General features: G+C 67.3%; 16 protein-coding genes. 8 read left to right on the plus strand and 8 right to left on the minus strand.

The window, feature by feature from the left end; genetic code table 11:
• Positions 1-180: 180 nt before the first annotated feature.
• Together G7078_RS00265 and G7078_RS00270 are read left to right on the plus strand one after the other, a co-directional pair.
• Positions 181-435: a 4a-hydroxytetrahydrobiopterin dehydratase gene (locus G7078_RS00265; protein ID WP_166091820.1), complete on the plus strand. Its 255-nt coding sequence runs from the start codon at positions 181-183 to the stop codon at positions 433-435.
• Positions 436-511: 76 nt separating this feature from the next.
• The gene (locus tag G7078_RS00270) at positions 512-2,941 is read left to right on the plus strand and encodes a DUF305 domain-containing protein (RefSeq protein ID WP_166091822.1); all 2,430 of its coding nucleotides are present in this window, start codon (positions 512-514) and stop codon (positions 2,939-2,941) included.
• Positions 2,942-2,962: 21 nt separating this feature from the next.
• Here G7078_RS00270 and G7078_RS00275 read toward each other — a convergent pair whose 3' ends face one another.
• Positions 2,963-3,307, minus strand: coding sequence for a PilZ domain-containing protein (locus G7078_RS00275; RefSeq protein ID WP_166091824.1), 345 nt, complete (start codon positions 3,305-3,307; stop codon positions 2,963-2,965).
• A 114-nt stretch (positions 3,308-3,421) separates the two neighbouring features.
• Between G7078_RS00275 and G7078_RS00280 the strand changes: the two genes are divergently transcribed.
• Entirely contained in the window at positions 3,422-3,937 is a 516-nt protein-coding gene (locus tag G7078_RS00280) for a flavin reductase family protein (RefSeq protein ID WP_166091826.1), read from the plus strand.
• Here the strand turns inward: G7078_RS00280 and G7078_RS00285 are convergent.
• A complete protein-coding gene (locus tag G7078_RS00285; RefSeq protein WP_166091828.1) occupies positions 3,934-4,884 on the minus strand; it encodes a DUF808 domain-containing protein in 951 nt (316 codons plus the stop codon). The genes G7078_RS00280 and G7078_RS00285 overlap by 4 nt on opposite strands.
• A 115-nt stretch (positions 4,885-4,999) precedes the next feature.
• On the opposite strand from G7078_RS00285, the gene serS reads away from it, so the two are divergent.
• The 3 genes from serS to G7078_RS00300 are packed head-to-tail and all read left to right on the plus strand — an operon-like array spanning position 5,000 to position 7,786.
• Positions 5,000-6,262: a serine--tRNA ligase gene (serS, locus tag G7078_RS00290; protein WP_166091830.1), complete on the plus strand. Its 1,263-nt coding sequence runs from the start codon at positions 5,000-5,002 to the stop codon at positions 6,260-6,262.
• A gap of 41 nt (positions 6,263-6,303) precedes the next feature.
• Complete coding sequence (locus G7078_RS00295) at positions 6,304-6,957, plus strand: alpha/beta fold hydrolase (RefSeq protein WP_281346927.1); 654 nt, start codon at positions 6,304-6,306, stop codon at positions 6,955-6,957.
• Between the two features lie 22 nt (positions 6,958-6,979).
• Positions 6,980-7,786, plus strand: coding sequence for an alpha/beta fold hydrolase (locus G7078_RS00300; protein ID WP_166091832.1), 807 nt, complete (start codon positions 6,980-6,982; stop codon positions 7,784-7,786).
• Between the two features lie 68 nt (positions 7,787-7,854).
• On the opposite strand, the gene G7078_RS00305 is transcribed toward G7078_RS00300, so the two are convergent.
• Together G7078_RS00305 and G7078_RS00310 are read right to left on the minus strand one after the other, a co-directional pair.
• Positions 7,855-8,040 carry a hypothetical protein gene (locus G7078_RS00305; RefSeq protein ID WP_166091834.1) on the minus strand — a complete coding sequence of 62 codons (186 nt, stop codon included), beginning with the start codon at positions 8,038-8,040 and terminating at the stop codon, positions 7,855-7,857.
• Positions 8,041-8,251: 211 nt separating this feature from the next.
• Entirely contained in the window at positions 8,252-8,641 is a 390-nt protein-coding gene (locus G7078_RS00310) for a hypothetical protein (protein WP_166091836.1), read from the minus strand.
• Between the two features lie 275 nt (positions 8,642-8,916).
• On the opposite strand from G7078_RS00310, the gene G7078_RS00315 reads away from it, so the two are divergent.
• Positions 8,917-9,114, plus strand: coding sequence for a hypothetical protein (locus G7078_RS00315; RefSeq protein ID WP_166091838.1), 198 nt, complete (start codon positions 8,917-8,919; stop codon positions 9,112-9,114).
• Positions 9,115-9,191: 77 nt separating this feature from the next.
• Here the strand turns inward: G7078_RS00315 and G7078_RS00320 are convergent, their stop codons facing one another.
• From G7078_RS00320 to G7078_RS00330, 3 genes are read right to left on the minus strand one after another with little or no spacing between them, the layout of a single operon-like run.
• Positions 9,192-12,461, minus strand: coding sequence for an error-prone DNA polymerase (locus tag G7078_RS00320; protein ID WP_166091841.1), 3,270 nt, complete (start codon positions 12,459-12,461; stop codon positions 9,192-9,194).
• The gene (locus tag G7078_RS00325; protein ID WP_166091843.1) at positions 12,458-14,218 is read right to left on the minus strand and encodes a DUF6504 family protein; all 1,761 of its coding nucleotides are present in this window, start codon (positions 14,216-14,218) and stop codon (positions 12,458-12,460) included. Before G7078_RS00325 ends, G7078_RS00320 begins: the two co-directional genes overlap by 4 nt.
• Positions 14,139-14,888, minus strand: a complete 750-nt coding sequence (locus G7078_RS00330; RefSeq protein ID WP_166091845.1) for an ImuA family protein — start codon at positions 14,886-14,888, stop codon at positions 14,139-14,141. The genes G7078_RS00325 and G7078_RS00330 overlap by 80 nt, the downstream gene beginning before the upstream one ends.
• Before the next feature lie 151 nt (positions 14,889-15,039).
• On the opposite strand from G7078_RS00330, the gene G7078_RS00335 reads away from it, so the two are divergent.
• On the plus strand, positions 15,040-15,435 hold the full coding sequence (locus tag G7078_RS00335) for a DUF2147 domain-containing protein (protein WP_166091848.1): 396 nt from the start codon (positions 15,040-15,042) through the stop codon (positions 15,433-15,435).
• Here G7078_RS00335 and hutH read toward each other — a convergent pair.
• Positions 15,432-16,943 carry a histidine ammonia-lyase gene (gene hutH / locus G7078_RS00340; RefSeq protein WP_166091850.1) on the minus strand — a complete coding sequence of 504 codons (1,512 nt, stop codon included), beginning with the start codon at positions 16,941-16,943 and terminating at the stop codon, positions 15,432-15,434. The two genes, G7078_RS00335 and hutH, sit on opposite strands and share 4 nt — an antisense overlap.
• Between the last annotated feature and the right edge of the window lie 47 nt (positions 16,944-16,990).

The following is a 16,990-nucleotide window of genomic DNA, read 5'->3' on the forward strand; positions in this document are numbered from 1 at the left end:
CCTCTTCGCGGCCCAACTGCTCCCGAGTGGAAGGCATTTCAAGGTCGGCGGCGGCTTACCGCGCGGGCTTAAGGTCACTAAGGTCACGCGGTCGTGCAGCTTTTTCGTGACTTTTGGAACAGCGCCCGACGCCAAGCGCCAGCTTAGCCCGGCCAGGCCGGTGTAGGACAGGAGAATGTGATGGAGCCCCCGCCAGGCTGGAAAATCGAGGGAGAGGACCGCGCGCTGGTCCGAAGTTTCCAGTTCCGCGATTTCGCCGAAGCCTTCGCTTTCCTGACCCGGGTCGCGTTGCACGCCCAGCGGGTCGATCACCATCCGGAATTCACAAGCGTCTGGAACCGCGTCGATTTCCGGCTGACGAGCCACGATTCGGGCAAGGTCACGGAGCGCGACGTCCAGCTTGCGCGGGCCATCGACGCGCTTGCGGGCGGCTAGCGCGCCTAGCCGCAAGGGTTGCGGCGCGCGGGCGCGCTGTTAGCGTCGGCCGACACCAGTCGGGGAAGGACAGGCCATGCAAGCCGATAAGAGGATTTCCGCACGCGCCGTGCTGCGCTGTTCCGCCCTGGTCGCATTGGCGGCCGCCGCGGCCACGGCCGGCGCGCAAACGGCGCCGATCCTGCAACCGGGCGCGCCGGGCCAGGCGACTCGGCCGCTGAGCGCCGACGAGGCGAGCAGGATCGCCAACACCCGCTTTTCCCCCGCCGACGTCCGTTACATGCAGGACATGGCGGTCCACCATGCGCAGGCGGTGGCGATGACCGCGCTGGTCAAGGAGCGGACGAACCGCCGTTCGATCGTCGATGCCGCGCGGCGGATCGATGCGTCGCAGGCGGACGAGATCGCCTTCATCCGGGGCTGGTTGAAGCAGCGCGGCCAGTCGGCGCCGGCCGTTCCCGCGGCAATGGATCATGCCGCGCACGGCGGCCAAATGCCCGCGCACCACATGGCGATGGGCATGGCGACGCCGGCGCAAATGGCGGAAATGGCGGCGGCCAAGGGGGCGAGTTTCGACCGCCTGTTCCTGCAACGCATGATCGCGCACCACGAAGGCGCGGTGAAGATGAGCAAGGCATTGCTCGACGAAGCCGGGACCGCTGCCGACCCGATATTGTTCGAGTTCGTCAACGACGTCATTAACGAGCAACAGTCCGAAATCGACCGCCTGAGCAAGCTCCTGGTCGGGATCGACGAGGACCCGCGATCCAATCTGAAAGCCGGCTTCCGCGACGCCGGGCAAGCCGCAAGCAACCTGCGGCTGGTTACATCGCTGCCCAAGCCGACGGGCTTCTTCGACAAGAACAACCCCGCCGGCCTGGCGCCGATGAAGGCGGAAAAGAAGGGCGAGAAGCCGGAGCCGCTCGACCGTTCGCCTCTGCTCAGCTTCGCCAACACCGACATGGCCTTTTCCGGCAACTTGCTGGCCGCGGGCAATTACCATGGCTTCAACCTTTACCGGCTGGATTCGGGCGGCATCCCGCAGCTGGTCAGTTCGACCATCTGCCCCGGCGGGCAGGGCGACCTGTCGATCGTCGGCAATTTGCTGATCATGTCGGTCGAGCAACGCCGCGGCCGGGTCGATTGCGGGCGGCAGGGCGTCGCCGGCGACGTCAGCGCCGAGCGCTTCCGCGGAATCCGCATTTTCGATATCAGCAACCCGGCGCTGCCGCTGCAGGTCGGACAGGTCCAGACCTGTCGCGGTTCGCACACCCATTCGGTGGTTTCCGGCCCCGGCCGCGACGGGCGGATCATCGTTTACGTGTCGGGCACATCGACGGTGCGGGACGAAAAGGAACTGCCCGGCTGCGTCGGCGAAGTGCCCGGCGACCCGCGCACCGCATTGTTCCGGATCGACGTCGTCGAAATTCCGGTCGCTGCGCCGCAGCGCGCCCGCGTCGTCGCCAGCCCGGCCGTCTTCGCCGACCCCAGGACCGGAAGCCTGGCCGGGCTGTGGCAGGGCGGCGACCATGGCGACGGCACCCAGGAGACCCACCGCACCGACCAGTGCCACGACATCACCGTGTTCCCAGCCCGCAACCTCGCCGCGGGCGCCTGTTCGGGCAACGGCATCATCTTCGACATTTCGAACCCGCTACGTCCGCGGCGGATCGACGCCGTCACCGACCCGGGCTTTGCCTATTGGCATTCGGCGACCTTCACCAATGACGGGCAGCGCGTCCTGTTCACCGACGAATGGGGCGGCGGCGGTCGGCCGCGGTGCCGGGCGCAGGACCCGCAGAACTTCGGCGCCAATGCGATCTACGACATCGTCGAAGGCAAGCTTCGCTATCGCGGCCATTACAAGCTGCCGTCGGCCCAGACGGACCAGGAAAATTGCGTCGCCCACAACGGTTCGATCGTGCCGGTCCCGGGCCGCGATGTCTTCGTCCAGGCCTGGTACCAGGGCGGCATTTCGGTGATCGATTTCACTGACCCGGCGAACGCTCGGGAAATCGCGTATTTCGACCGCGGGCCGGTCAACGGCGATCATCTGGCGATGGGCGGCTTCTGGTCAGCTTATTACTATCAAGGCCGGATTTACGGGACCGAGATCGCGCGCGGGCTGGACGTGCTCGCGCTAACGCCGAGCGCGCAGCTCAGCGCGAATGAGATCGCGGCGGCGGCGCTGGCCGACCAGGGCCCGACGTTCAATCCGCAGCAGCAGCTTCCAGTGCGCTGGCCGGCGCACCCGGTGGTGGCACTGGCCTATGTCGACCAGCTGGAACGCAGCGCCGCGCTTGCGCCCCCGGCGGTCGCATCCTTGCGCCAAGCGCTGGGCCAGGCAACCGCGGCGCTTGGCGCGCGGCAGCGCGATGCCCAGCTTGCCGGCCGGTTGCAGGCGCTGGCCGGGACGGTTGCAGTGGCGGCGAACGACCAGGCGACGGTCCGGCGCGCGGCCGCGCTTCGCGAAACGATGATTGCAATCGCGGCCCAGCTGCGCTGAGCCGAGGGGCGAAGCGACCCTTTAGAGGTGCAGGTCGAGGTCGCTGGCGCGATAGGCGCGCGGCGCCGACACGCGCAGCTTCACGCCGCTTTCGTCGACCAGCTTGCCGAGCAGCAAAGGCGTGGTGAATTCCAGGCCGAACGAGCCCGATTCCGCCCAGGCGACGCGGGCATCGACGTGCGTCCCGCCGCAGATCAGGCGAATTTCGGTGCCCGCGACGACCGGCGCTTCCGACTGAAGCAAGGCGCCGGAGCGCGAAATATCGAGGACTCGCGCTGATACCGGGCCACCGCCGCCATCGACGCTGGCTTCCAGGAACACGCGCGACCGCTTCGGCTCCCGCTTGCTGACGGTAAGTGACTGCACGGCGAACCCCTCCCCTTCGTAACGGATCAGGGATGCCTTGCTTGGGCTAATAAATGCCTAACGCGGGCGTTCGCCCAGGTGGAGCTTTCGCGCCGTAGCGCTATAGCGGCGCCGATGCCGGCCGACGCTGCCACTCGCGAATATCGAAGCGGTTCCGATCCAAGGACGCTGCGCGACGCCCTCGGCTGCTTCGCGACCGGGGTTACTGTCGTCACCTGCATCGATGCGAAGGGACAGCCGTTCGGACTGACCGCGAACAGCTTCACGTCGGTGTCGCTGGAGCCGCCGCTGCTGCTGGTCTGCATTGCCCGCGACGCCCGCTGCGCCCCGGCGCTGGCCGCCGCTTCGCATTTCGCGGTCAACGTGCTGCAGACCGGGCAGGAGCCGCAGTCGATCCTGTTTTCGACCCGCGACCAGGACCGCTTCGGCGCCGCCGCCTGGTCGACCGGAGAAACCGGCGCGCCGCTGCTGCGCGAATCGTTGTGCGTGTTCGAATGCGACCGGCACGCGGTCTATGACGGCGGCGACCATGACATATTGGTCGGCAAGGTCGTTCGGGCGAGCTTCGACCCGACGCTGGACCCGCTGCTATACTTTCGCGGGCGATACCGCCGGCTTCACTTCGACTAGGGCCTGGCCGCCGCTTCCCGGTGCGCGGCGCTGCGGCGGTGCACGGCCATGGCGATGCCGGCGATCGGCAAGCCGACGATCACGCCCACGACCGCCGACGCCAGCGCGTTCAACAGCCACTCAAAGAAGCCGCTGCCGCCAGCGAGGCTGTGCGCCGTGTCGTGAATGGCGTGGGGCAACGCTTCGAGGACGTGCAGTTCTTCAAGGCCGTGAAGGATAATCCCGCCGCCGACCCAAAGCATCGCCGCAGTGCCGATCGCGGCCAGCGCCACCAGCAATTTGGGAACGCCGTGGACCAGGCCGTGGCCGATCGAGCGGGCGCCGGCATTCTCGCGCTCGGCCAGGTGGAGGCCGATGTCGTCGAGCTTCACGATGATCGCGACCGCGCCGTAGACGGCGACGGTAATGACGACCCCGACGGCCGCCAGCGCGGCGGCGCGCATCCAGATGTTGAAGTCCCCAAGCTGCGCCAGCGCGATGATCATGATTTCCGCGGACAGGATGAAGTCGGTGCGGATGGCGCCGGCGACCTGCCGCCCCTCCAGCTCCTCGGGCGTATCGGCCTGCATCAATTCCACTTCGGAATGATGGTCGCCGGTCAGTTTCTCGATGACCTTTTCGGTGCCTTCGAAGGCCAGGTAAGCGCCGCCGAGCATCAGCAGCGGCGTGATGACGAAGGGCAGGAAGGCCGATAGCGCCAGCGCGCCGATGAGGATGAAGAACTTGTTCTTGAACGACCCGAGCGCGATCTTGGCGATGATCGGCAGTTCGCGGTCGGGGGTGAAGCCGGTGACGTAGCGCGGCGTGACCGCGGTATCGTCGATGACCACGCCCGCGGCCTTGGAGCCGGCCTTGCCGACGGCGAGCCCCACATCGTCGACCGAAGCCGCGGCGATCTTGGCGATTGCAGCGACGTCGTCGAGGAGCGCGATGAGACCGGAAGCCATGGGATCGCACCTAACCGTCATTGCGAGGAGCGCAAGCGACGAAGCAATCCAGCCCTCGCCGCTGGATTGCTTCGCTCCGCTCGCAATGACGAAAGTGTTTCGCTAACGCGCCCCAATGCTGGGGATCGATTTCATCAAGGCGAACCGCGACGCCGTGGCGCGGGCGGCGGAGCAGAAGAATGTCGCGCTGGATGTCGAGACGCTGTTGGCGCTCGACGGCGAAGTGCGAGGGCTGAAAACCCGGATCGACGCGCTTCGCACCGAGCGAAACGCGATCAGCGGGCGCTTCAAGGATGCGGCCCCCGAGGAAAAAGCGGAGCTGGGCCGGAAGGCGAAGGAAGCCGGCGCGCAGGCGAGCGCCCTGGAAGCCGAATTGAACGGCAAGCAGGAGGCGCTGAAGGCGCTGCTGCTCAAGGTGCCCAACATTCCCTTCACGGGTGCGCCGGTGGGGCCGGACGAGAGTTTCAACACCGTCGTTCGCACCGAAGGTACGCCGACGGAGTTCCGGTTCCAGCCGCTCGACCATGTTGCGCTCATCGAGAAGAACGATTGGGCCGACCTGTCGCGGATCACGCAGGTTTCGGGCAGCCGCACCTACTGCCTGAAGGGGCGGCTGGCGCTGCTCGAGGGCGTGCTGATGAACTGGGCGCTGCAGAAGATCGCGGGCCACGGCTTCACGCCGATCACCGTGCCGGCGATCGCGCGCGAGCAGGCGTTCCTCAACCAGGGGCAATTCCCCGGGCATGAGGAAGAAACCTATCAATTGCCCAACGACGATTTGTGGCTCGCGGGCACCGCTGAAGTGGCGCTGACCAGCCTGCATTCCGGCGAGATCGTCGAGGCCGACAAGCTGCCGATCCTCTACGCCGGCTATTCCCCCTGCTTCCGCCGCGAGGCGGGGAGCGCGGGCAAGGACGTGCGCGGGCTGCTGCGCGTCCACCAGTTCGTGAAGGTCGAGCAATACGTCATCTGCGAGGCGGACGAGGCGAGGTCCGCCGAGTGGCACGGCAAGCTGCTGGGGCTGGCCGAGGAGCTGCTGACCGCGCTGGAAATCCCCTACCAGGTGATCGAGACGTCGACCGGGGACATGGGGCTGGGCAAATATCGGATGAATGACATCGAGAGCTGGGTGCCGAGCCTGGGCAAATATCGCGAGACTCATAGCTGCTCGACGCTGCACGACTGGCAGGCGCGGCGCGCGAACATCCGCTATCGCGGCAGCGACGGGAAGGTGCGGTTCGCGCACACGCTGAACAACACCGCGCTGGCTTCCCCGCGCATCCTGGTGCCGCTGCTGGAGAACCACCAGACCGAGGACGGGCGGGTGCGGCTGCCGGAGGCGCTGCGGCCCCTGCTTGGCGGGGGCGAGTTCCTCTGAGCGAGAAGGGCGCGCCCGGCACGGCGGCGCGGCTGTCGGAAATCGCGGCGCTTGGATCGCGCTTCTGGCGAGGGTTCGGCCATAATGGGCCGCGCGGCCCGCAGGAGGGCCCGCCCGCGCTGGTCATCCCCGGCTTCCTCGCCAGCGACCGCACCGCACTGGAATTGCGCCGGGCGCTCGCCGAGGCGGGGTTTCGAGTCCACCCCTGGCGCCAGGGCATCAACTGGGGCGCGAAGGCCAGCACGCTCGACGACCTCAAGCGCGCCGTCGACCTGTGCGGCGCCAGGGAGCCGGTGCTGCTGGTAGGCTGGAGCCTAGGCGGCCTCTACGCCCGCGAGATCGCCCGCGCCGAGCCAGCGCGGGTGCGCGCGGTGGTGACCCTGGGATCGCCGGTGTGGGGCGACCTTCGCCGCTATACCAACGTGTGGAAGCTGTACGAGCGCGTGGCCAGGCATCCGGTCGACAACCCGCCGATCCCGCACCTGGAGGACAAGCCGCCGGTGCCGACGCTGGCGATCTGGTCGCGGCGGGACGGGATCGTCGGCGCGCCGTCCGCGCGGGGCACGGAAGCCACGCGCGACAAGGCGGTCGAAGTGGATTCGACGCACATGGGATTTGCCGTATCGAAGACGGCCACGCGCCGAGCGGTCCGGGAAATCGTCAGCTTTCTCAACGAGGCCGAAGCAACCGACTGACCGCCACGGCGTTGTCATTACGGTGCTGGAAAGATTTTCCTTCGAACGATTGGGGTGGCAGCGGTCACCGGCCCCGCTTGGGCCAGCCGACAGCCCGCCCGTCGATACCGACCACCTCGCGCCGCCCGGATACGCCCGTTACGTCGAGCTGGCATGGCGGCTGCCGCGGATGCTGTCCGGGCTTGGGCCGCTCTGCCCGCGCGGGCCGGAGGATGGGCCGCCGGCGCTGGTCATCCCCGGCTTCCTGGCGACCGACCGGACGACGATGGACCTGCGGCGAGCGCTGGCACGCGGCGGATGGCGGGTGCACCCGTGGCTGCTCGGCTTCAACCGCGGCGCGACCAAGGACACGATGAAATTGCTGGCCAAGCGGATCGACGCGGTCGGCGAAGGGCGCAAGGTGCTGGTCGTCGGCTGGAGCCTGGGCGGCATGTTCGCCCGCGAGCTGGCGCACCGCTGCCCGGACAAGATCCGCGGCGTTGTGACGCTCGGCTCGCCCTTCTCCGGCGACCTCAAGACCAACACCAATGTGTGCGCCTTGTACGAGCGAGTCGCGGGCCACGACGTCAACAAGCCGCCGTTCAAACGCTACGCCGCCAAGCCGCCGGTGCCGACGCTCGCTTTCTGGTCGCGGAAAGACGGCATTGTCGCCCCCAGCGCAGCGCGCGGCCGCGAGGACGAGGTCGACCGCGCCGTCGAGCTCGACGTCCGCCACGCCGGCTTCGCGGTCCACCGCCCGGCGATGAGCCAGATCGTCAGCGGGATTTCGCGCTTTTTGACGGAGGTGGAAGGCGTGCCGCCGGCGGTGCCGGGGGATCGGTGTTTGTAGGCACCCAGTAGCTCAACCGTCTCTTTTGCGATCCATTGCTGCCATGAAATCGCATCGGCGCGCGCCGCTCATTGCAGTTGAAGAACGGTTACAATCAGGGCGAGCGCGGTTAGCGTGACAGCCACGATGGATACAGCCACGCGCCGGTCATGCGGGGTGATCTCAGTCCGCCCAAACTGGAAAACGGTGGCCAACGATCGGCCGATCAAGAACAGCATTACGCCGCCTACCGCGAACGCGAGGAAGGTGTTCATGCGCCAAGCTTGGCAGAATGGTCGTGAATCGCCAGTCTTCGCTTTCCACGCAATGCGCACGCTGGCTCATCCCTAATGAAAGTTGCGGACTTGATCGGGATCTCGTGGCCCTGGGCCGCGGCTTGCGTGAAGGGCGGGATGTAGAGGTCGCGCGGGCGGACGAGCTTGGGGTGCGGGGGTCGGGGCCGCCGCCGTGTTTGTAGGGGCAGGCTTACCGCACGGCCTTCTCATATTTGACGGCAACACCAGAGACGCGGCCATTGTTTGCGAATACCCGCGCTTTTGCATCGTAGCGGACGAGCAATTCGTGCGGCGAGAGCCAGTGAAGTTCGGTCCAAGGTCCTCCCCACGATGCGGCACTGGCCGCGCCGCGATCCGTGTCAGCGACGAAGACGTTGCCTGGTCCAGCGGGCTCGTCGGTCGCTTGGACGAGCGAAACCTGGCTAGAAAAGCCGGTGGTTGCGCCACACGAGCGTTCGAACAGAACAGCTTTTAATTTGCCTGTGGGTGCAATTGTCGTGGATACGGCGCTGTTTTGGCAACCGTCAGAACAACCGCTCATCAGCCCCATCAACAAGAACAAGGCCGCGCTCTTCTTCATCTTCTAGATCGTAGGAGCCGCCATTAAGTCGTCAATGCTTCTTCGGCGAACGTGTGAGATCGATGAAAATTGCGTGGCTTGACCGGTGTTTGTAGGCCGGCGCCGGCTAGTCCATCCACTTCGACCCATTGCCGACATTAGTCGGCCCAGAATACAATCCCTCAATGAGCCTATCGGAGTACATGTTGGATCGGCCACCCGCATTAGGTGGCTGCGCCGGGAGTAGCGCTGTAGCTTCGTTCCTGTTTGGCATTTTTTCCTTCACCGGCGCGGGAATGACTGAGAATGCATTGCTTATCGTCTACAGTCTGGTCGCGGCGTGCACGCTCGTCTTGAGCTTAAACATCATGGCGAAGCGGCGGGATCTCACTCGGAGGGAACTCAAATCGCGGCTTCTCATCCTCTGTTTCGGGTGGGCGCTGCTCATCGCCCCGCTGGCATTTGCAGGTCTCCTCGGCGCCATCGTCGCCTGATCAGCCTCTGTTTTGTTCTATCGAAGCTCCGCGGCAAAAATGTCGCCGCTTCTTCGCCAGGACGTAGGCATATTTCGCTAATGAAAGTTGCGTGACTTGATCGGGATCTCGTGGCCCTCGGCCGCGGCTTGCGTGAAGGGCGGGATGTAGACGTCGCGGGGGCGGACGAGCTTGGGCGCGCGCGGGTCGGGGCCGCCGCCGTTGCTGGCGCCATCGGCGGGCATCATCTTGTGCGGAAAAGCCATCTCGCCGACCGAGCTCAGCATCGGCGACGCGTCCTCGATGTGGCTGGCGATGACGTGAATGACCTCGCCTTCGCGCTGCACGATGCCCTGCACTTTCAGCATCGTCGCCGACATGACCACGCGGCGGTATTTTTCGAACAGGTTCGCCCAGACGATCAAATTGGCGACGCCGCCTTCGTCCTCGATGGTGATGAAGGTGACGTTGGTCGATCCCGGCCGCTGGCGGACGAGGACGATTCCGGCGACCGTCACCCGCCGCCCGTCCTTGACCGAAGCGAGGCCGGCGCAGGGGGTGACCTGCATCGCATTGAGCGTGCCGCGCAGGAAGGTCAGCGGGTGGGCGCGCAGCGACAGCTGGATCGAGCGGTAATCCTCGACCACCTCGCGCCCATCGCTCATCGGGGTGAGCGCGACCGCCGGCTCCCTGCCCTCCTCGCGCGCATCGGCGGCAGCGAACAAGGGCAGCGGCATTTCGCCCAGCGCCTTCACCCGCCACAGCGCCTGGCGACGGTCGATGCCGAGACAGGCGAAGCCGTCGGCGTCGGCGATCCGCTCCAGCGCGGCGACGGGAACGCCGGAGCGTTTCCACACATCCTCGATGCTGTCGAACGGCCGCTCGCCGCGCGCGGCGACGATGCAGGCGCCGTGGATATTGGCGAGGCCTTTCACCATCCTGAGGCCGAGGCGGAGCGCCCGGTAGCGGCCGGCCTGTTCCTCGACCGTGCAGTCCCAGCGGCTGTCGTTGATACTGACGGGGCGGATCTCGACGTCGTGGTCACGGGCGTCGCGGACGATCTGGGCGGGGGCGTAGAAGCCCATCGGCTGGGCGTTCAGAAGCGCGGCGCAGAAGATGTCTGGATGATGGCACTTCATCCAGCATGAGGCGTAGGCGATCTTGGCGAAGCTGGCCGCGTGGCTTTCGGGGAAGCCGTAGCTGCCGAAGCCTTCGATCTGCTTGAACGTCCGCTCGGCGAAGTCGCGCGGGTAGCCGCGCGCGACCATGCCTTCGACCAATTTGTCGTAGAATTTGCTGACCCCGCCGGTGAACTTGAACGTCGCCATCGAGCGGCGGAGCGCATCCGCCTCGGCAGGCGTGAAGCCGGCGCCGACGATGGCGACCTTCATCGCTTGCTCCTGGAACAAGGGCACGCCGAGCGTGCGCTTGAGGACCGCCTCCAGCTCCGGCCGGGGATATTCGGGCTTCTCCTTGCCTTCGCGGCGGCGGAGGTAGGGATGGACCATGTCGCCCTGGATCGGGCCGGGGCGGACGATCGCGACTTCGATGACGAGGTCGTAGAATTCCTTCGGCTTCATGCGCGGAAGCATGCTCATCTGCGCCCGGCTTTCGATCTGGAAGACGCCCAAAGTGTCGGCTTTCTGGATCATCGCGAACACTTGCGGATCGTCGTCCTGCAGGTCGGCCATGGTCAGCCGAAGTCCCTTGTGTTCGGTCAGCAGGTCGAAGGCGCGGCGCATGCAGCCAAGCATGCCAAGGCCAAGCACGTCGACCTTCATGAACTTCAATTCCTCGATATCGTCCTTTTCCCATTCGATGACATGGCGGTCGTCCATCGCCGCCGGTTCGATGGGGACGAGGTCGTCGAGGCGGTCGCGGGTGAGGACGAAGCCGCCGGGGTGCTGGCTCAAATGCCTGGGCGTGCCGATCAGCCGGCGGGCAAGGTCGAGCGTCAGCGCCAGGCGCGGCTCGGTCGCATCGAGGTTGAGTTCATCGACATGGCGCTGCTCGACACCCTCGTTCGACCAGCCCCAGACCGACCCGGCGAGACCGGCGGTGACGTCTTCGGGCAGGCCCAAGGCCTTGCCGACTTCGCGCACCGCGCCGCGCGCGCGATAGCGGCTGACCACCGCGGTCAGCGCGGCATGGCGGCGGCCGTAGGTCTCGTAGATCCACTGGATCACTTCCTCGCGCCGCTCATGTTCGAAATCCACGTCGATGTCGGGCGGTTCGTCGCGGGCGTCGGAAATGAAGCGTTCGAACAGCAATTCGTGCTGGACCGGGTCGATCGAGGTGATCCCGAGGACGAAGCAGATGATCGAATTGGCGGCCGAGCCGCGCCCCTGGCACAGGATGCCCTGGCTGCGCGCGAAGGCGACGATCGAGTTTACGGTCAGGAAGTAAGGCGCGTAGCCGCGGCGGCCGACCAGTTCGAGCTCATGGTCCAGCAGCTTCGCGTAACTGTCGGGGACGCCGGCGGGGAAGCGGGCGCCAAGCGCCTCGCGGGTTATTTGCGCCAGCGCCTGCTGCGGCGTGCGGCCCGACATGACGATTTCGTCCGGATATTGGTAGCTGAGTTCGCGCAACGAAAAGGTGCAGCGGTCGGCAATGTCGCGACTGGCGCGGATGGCGTCGGGGTAGCGGGCGAACAGCCGCTCCATCTCGGCGACGCTTTTGAGGTGGCGGTCGGCGAACCGTTCGCGCCTGAAGCCGAGTTCGTCGACCGTGCACTTGTGCCGGATCGCGGTGACGACGTCCTGCAGCAGGCGCTTGTCGGGGCTGTCGTAAAGGACGTCGCCGACGGCGAGGCTGCGCACCCCGAAGCGGCGGGCGAGCGCGTCGAGGGCGTGGATTCGCTTCGCATCGCCGGGGCGGCGGCGAAGGCTGAGCGCGAGGTGGGCACGGCCGGCGAAGATGTCGGCCATGTGCGCAAGCTGGGTTTCCGTCGTCTTGTCCGGCCGGTCGGGGACGAGCGCGGCGACGATTCCGTCGGCGTAAGCGGCAACGTCGTCCCAATGGAGGAAGCATTGCCCCTTCTCGCCCCGGCGCGGGTCGGCGCGCGACTTGCCGACGGTGAGCAGGCGGGTGAGCCGCGACCAGGCGGCGCGGTCCTCCGGCCAGGCGAGGATGGACGCGCCGTCGATCAGGTCCAGCCGGCAGCCGATCACCGGGCGGATGCCGGTCTGGTCGCCGGCGACGGTGGCGCGGACCAGGCCAGCCACCGAATTGCGGTCGGTGAAGCCAAGCTCTCGATAGCCGAGCATGGCCGCGGCCGCGCACAGTTCCTCGCAGGAAGCGACGCCGCGCAGGAAGCTGAAGTGGCTGGTGGCGTTGAGTTCGACATATGTGGAGCAAGGCGGCGTCATCCGAACAGCCCGTGCATCCACCAGCTAAGGTCGCCCGTCTTCGAATCGACGCCGTCGCCGCGGCGGAACAGCCAGAAGCGGCCGCCGCCTTCGTCCTCGACCTGGAAATAGTCGCGCACGGCATCCGCCTCGCCGCTGCGCCGCCACCATTCGCCGAAGATCCGTTCCGGCCCATCGGCCTTGCGCACGCGATAAGTTCGCCCACGCCAGGAGAAGCGCAGCGGCGGCTGATCCGGGAGCTCGGCGATGACCTTGTCGACCCGTTCCGGCCGGGCGAGCAGGCGGATCGGGCGCGGCCAGTCGCGGGGCCATTCGGCCGGCGTTGCAAGCGCGGCGACCCGGCGCACGCTGCGTTCCGGAACATCGCTTTCCAGCGCGCTGCTTCGGAACACGTGGGTTTCGCCGATCCGGCCGGCGATTCGGTCGACCAGCGGCGGCAGGCAGGAATCCTCATCGCTGCCGATCTGCTTCGGGCCAAGCGGATCGCAGCGGATGGCGATGAGGTGCATCGCCTCGATCCCGAAACCGGGCTCGATCGCTTCGACCTTCATCGCGAGCAGCTTGGCCAGATGCGCCGGATCGCGGGTGGCCCCGGCCATGCCGATGACAAGCGCCTGGTCTTCATTGTCGACGCGCTCGCAGACCAGGCGGATTCGGCGGGCGCCAAGGCCAAGCTCGGCAAGCCGGCGGGCGAGGATGGAAGCGAGGTCTTCGCTAACCTGCGCGATGGCTTCGGGCGTGGCGACCGGTTCGAGCAGGCGCAGGGTGGCACTGGGGGCTTCGCGCGGGACGACGGGCAAGAACGGCTCGGCGGCGCGGCCGATGGCCTGGTCGATGCGGGTCAGCGTGTGCTTGCCGAAGCGGCGGCCGAGCGGGCCGCGGGGCATCTGCAGCAATTCGCCGACACTGGCGACGCCGAAGCGGCGGGCGGCGCTGAGCGCGGCTTCGTCAAGGCGCAGCGCGGCCGGCGGCAAGGGCGCGATGGCGTCGGCTTCATCGCCGTTGGCGCAAATCGTAACCGGCTGGCCGGAGAAGCGCGCGAGGGCGTGGGCCGCGCCGGTGGTGCCCGCAACCGCGATCCGGGCGGTAAAGCCGGCGCGGGCGCAGAAACGCAGGATTCGCGCGCACATCGCTTGCTCGCCGCCAAACAGGTGAGTGACCCCGCTGAGGTCGAGCCACAGGCTGTGCGCATCGGCAATTGCGGCATTGGGGGTCCAGCGCCGGGCGGCGAACAGGGCGAGGCGGGTGAGCAACGCCGCGTCCGCTTCGGGTTCGGAATCCTTAAGCTGCAGCTCCGGGACGAGCATGCGCGCGTGAGTTGCCGCCATGCCGGGCGCGAGGCCAAGCGCTGCGGCTTCGGCCGAGACTGCCGCGAGGACGACGCGCTGGCCGGAGCGGTGGGTGGTGGCCAAAGTTGCGCCAGTTGCAGCGCCTTGCGGCGCTCCTGGACCCCCTTCGCGGGGGAACTGCAGGGATTTAGCGGCTTCGCTCCGCCGCCCGAGCATCCGCATCGGCGGGCGCTGGTGGGCAGGGAGCGAGTCGATTTCCGCCTGGCGCGCCTCCCGGCTTGCCCAGCGCGCGCCCGGCCGCCAGCCGCCGCCGCGCGGGCAGGAGCAATCCTGCGGCCGCGGCGGGTCGAGCGGAAGGGCTGCGTCGAGCGACGGCCTGGGCACCGGTTCAGGCGGCGGCGAGAACCCGGTCCGGCGCAGCCGTTCGATGCTGAGCGCGGGCAGGATAAGCGAGGCGACCCGCTTCATCCGTTCCCTCCATGATCCAGTGGTTGGGCGGGCCGCCGCGCTGGCGGACCAGTTCGATGGCCCAGCGCGGGCGGCCGATGCCGCTGACCGGCAATGGCTCCGAAGGCAGGGAGCCGATGCGCCAGCGCGTTGCCGCCGCCGAAGGGCCGAGCAACGGGTCGGCCGCGCTTCGCCAGCGCCGCAGCAGGAGCGCCGTCGTACCGCTATCTTCCGCCGCCAACTGCAGCCGGCGGCTGGCCGTCATCGCCAGCCGGCCAACCTCGGCAACGACGGCGACGATGCCCTTGTGGCGAACCCCTTCCTCGGCAACGGCAAGCGCATCTTCATCCTTGCGGCATTCGGCGTAGATCAGCCTGGCGGGCGACAGCCCGGCTTGCGACAAGGCCGGGGCGAACAAGTCCTGGCGGCCGAGCACCCACAGCACCGGGCCATCGAGCCGGGCGGCGATCCCGGCGACGAACAAGGTCGCCGCGGCATCGTCGTTGAGGCTGGCGCTGCTGCCAGCGATTTCGTGGAGTGAGCCGCAGGCCAGCCCGCCGCCCGCCAGGCGCTCGTCCATGGCCGGAACGCCAAATGCAAGCCAGCCGCGGCTGTCCGCCGAACCCGAAGATTCGATTGCACGCACCTGTGCCCGCAGGGCATCGAGATCCGGGTTGGCAACGGCGGGCATGGGCGACTCACGACTCTTCTGTTCCCTTTATGTTCCACCTTTGGGGATGCCGGAGTCAATGTCTCGACTCGGCAATTGCCAGGCCATTCGTTCATGCCCGCGCAAGCTGTGGGTGCCATTTCCGCCACAAACCCCAGCTAAAGCCATGAACATGAAACAGATTCTTATCGCGCTCGCTGCACTTGGAATGCTTGGCGCGCCGGCCATGGCGACTGCCAAGTCGCCAATCGAGGGCCGCTGGAAAAAGGGCAATATGACGATCCAGATCGCGCCTTGCGGCCGCGACCTGTGCGGCACCGTGCTCAAGGCCTCCGCCAACCAGCAGCGCAAGGCCCAGCGCGGCAGCGGCACCGACCTGATCGGCGCCCGGCTGATCAAGGACATCGACCGCACCGGGCCGAACACCTATCGCGCGACCGTCTTCGTCGCCGACCGCAACATGCATGCCCGTGGCACCATTACGCAAACATCGGCCAACACGCTGGCGGTCAAGGGCTGCGTCCTTGCCATCATCTGCAAATCGCAGACCTGGCAGCGCGTCCACTAAAGCAGCGGCGGAAGCTCCGACCCGATATCCCCGGCGAGCACCGCCGCCTGGAGCGCCGTAATCTCGTCCGCCCAATAGCGGTCGGCGGTGAAGTGCGGCGATAGGGCGCGCACCTTGTCATAGACCGAGCGAAGCCGCGGCGAAGTGCCAAGCGGCGCGTGATAATCGATACCTTCGGCAGCAGCCATCAGCTCGACCGCGACGACCCCGGCGCAATTGCGCGCGATCGCCGCCGCCTTGCGCCCGGCGATCGGCGCCATCGACACGTGATCTTCCTGGCCAGCGCTGGTCGGGATCGAATCGACGCTTGCCGGAAAGGCCAGCGACTTGTTCTCGCTGACCAATGCGGCGGCGGTGACCTGCGGGATCATCAGGCCGGAATTGACCCCGCTGTCTTCGGTCAGGAAGGCCGGCAGCCCGCTCATCTTCGGATCGACCAGTACACTGATCCGCCGTTCCGAAATCGACCCGACCTCACACATTGCAATGGCGATCGTGTCGGCCGCGAAGGCGACCGGCTGGGCATGGAAATTGCCGCCCGACAGCGCGCTGTCTTCATCGGCGAAGACGATCGGATTGTCGGTCACCGCGCCGGCTTCGATGGTCAGGGTCCGGGCGGCGGCCGCAAGCAAGTCGAGGCTGGCCCCCATCACCTGCGGCTGGCAGCGGAAGCTATACGGGTCCTGCACGCGCGAGCATTGGACGTGGCTGGTGAGGATTTCGCTGCCGTCGAGGAGGCCACGGATCAATTCCGCCACGCGGATCTGCCCCGGCTGACCGCGCAATTGCGAAATGCGCGGATCGAACGGCTTGGCCGAGCCCTTGAGCGCGTCGACAGACAATGCACCGGCGGCGATTGCGGCGGCGAACACGCGTTCCCCGGCGAACAGTGCGTCGAGCGCCAATGCGGTGCTGGCCTGCGTGCCGTTGATCAGCGCCAGCCCTTCCTTCGGGCCGAGCTGCAGGGGCTCCATGCCGAGGCGATCGAGCGCTGCCGCGGCCGGCATGATCTCGCCCGCCACATCGATCCGGCCATAGCCCATCAGCGCCGAGATAAGGTGCGCGAGCGGCGCGAGGTCGCCGGACGCGCCAACGCTGCCTTGCGATGGAATCGACGGCATTGCGTCCCGGTCGAGCAGCGCCTGCAGCGCTTCGACAACCAGCGGCCGGACGCCGGAATGGCCGCGGCCGAGGCCAAGCAGCTTGAGCACGATCATCAACCGAACGACATGGCGCGGAAGCGGCTCGCCGACCCCGGCGCTATGCGAAAGGATCAGGTTGGTCTGGAGCTCCGCCAGCCGGTCGTGCGGGATGCGCGTGCTCGCAAGCAAACCGAAGCCGGTGTTCACGCCGTAGACGGTTTCGCCGCCGGCGACGATGCGGTCGACCGACGCGGCGGCTTCGGCAACGCGCTGCATCGCCGCCGCATCGAGACTGGCGGGTTCGCCGGCCCAAAGGGCGCGCAATTGATCGAGCGTGATCGCGGTTGGATCGAGGGCCATGGTCATGTCGCGCCTCTGGCAGATTCGCGCGCGCCTGCCCAGCGCCGGCAGTC

The sequence above is a fragment of the Sphingomonas sinipercae genome, from assembly GCF_011302055.1.
Lineage (GTDB): Bacteria > Pseudomonadota > Alphaproteobacteria > Sphingomonadales > Sphingomonadaceae > Sphingomicrobium > Sphingomicrobium sinipercae.

Excerpts from the sequence above, each read along its gene's own strand:
- G7078_RS00320 (WP_166091841.1), bottom strand. The coding sequence starts at position 12,461 with ATGACGCCGCCTTGCTCCACATATGTCGAACTCAACGCCACCAGCCAC.
- G7078_RS00335 (WP_166091848.1), top strand. The coding sequence starts at position 15,040 with ATGAAACAGATTCTTATCGCGCTCGCTGCACTTGGAATGCTTGGCGCG.
- G7078_RS00315 (WP_166091838.1), top strand. The coding sequence starts at position 8,917 with ATGACTGAGAATGCATTGCTTATCGTCTACAGTCTGGTCGCGGCGTGC.
- G7078_RS00330 (WP_166091845.1), bottom strand. The coding sequence starts at position 14,888 with ATGCCCGCCGTTGCCAACCCGGATCTCGATGCCCTGCGGGCACAGGTG.
- G7078_RS00280 (WP_166091826.1), top strand. The coding sequence starts at position 3,422 with ATGCCGGCCGACGCTGCCACTCGCGAATATCGAAGCGGTTCCGATCCA.
- G7078_RS00305 (WP_166091834.1), bottom strand. The coding sequence starts at position 8,040 with ATGAACACCTTCCTCGCGTTCGCGGTAGGCGGCGTAATGCTGTTCTTG.
- G7078_RS00285 (WP_166091828.1), bottom strand. The coding sequence starts at position 4,884 with ATGGCTTCCGGTCTCATCGCGCTCCTCGACGACGTCGCTGCAATCGCC.
- G7078_RS00265 (WP_166091820.1), top strand. The coding sequence starts at position 181 with ATGGAGCCCCCGCCAGGCTGGAAAATCGAGGGAGAGGACCGCGCGCTG.
- hutH (WP_166091850.1), bottom strand. The coding sequence starts at position 16,943 with ATGACCATGGCCCTCGATCCAACCGCGATCACGCTCGATCAATTGCGC.
- G7078_RS00270 (WP_166091822.1), top strand. The coding sequence starts at position 512 with ATGCAAGCCGATAAGAGGATTTCCGCACGCGCCGTGCTGCGCTGTTCC.
- serS (WP_166091830.1), top strand. The coding sequence starts at position 5,000 with ATGCTGGGGATCGATTTCATCAAGGCGAACCGCGACGCCGTGGCGCGG.
- G7078_RS00310 (WP_166091836.1), bottom strand. The coding sequence starts at position 8,641 with ATGAAGAAGAGCGCGGCCTTGTTCTTGTTGATGGGGCTGATGAGCGGT.
- G7078_RS00325 (WP_166091843.1), bottom strand. The coding sequence starts at position 14,218 with ATGAAGCGGGTCGCCTCGCTTATCCTGCCCGCGCTCAGCATCGAACGG.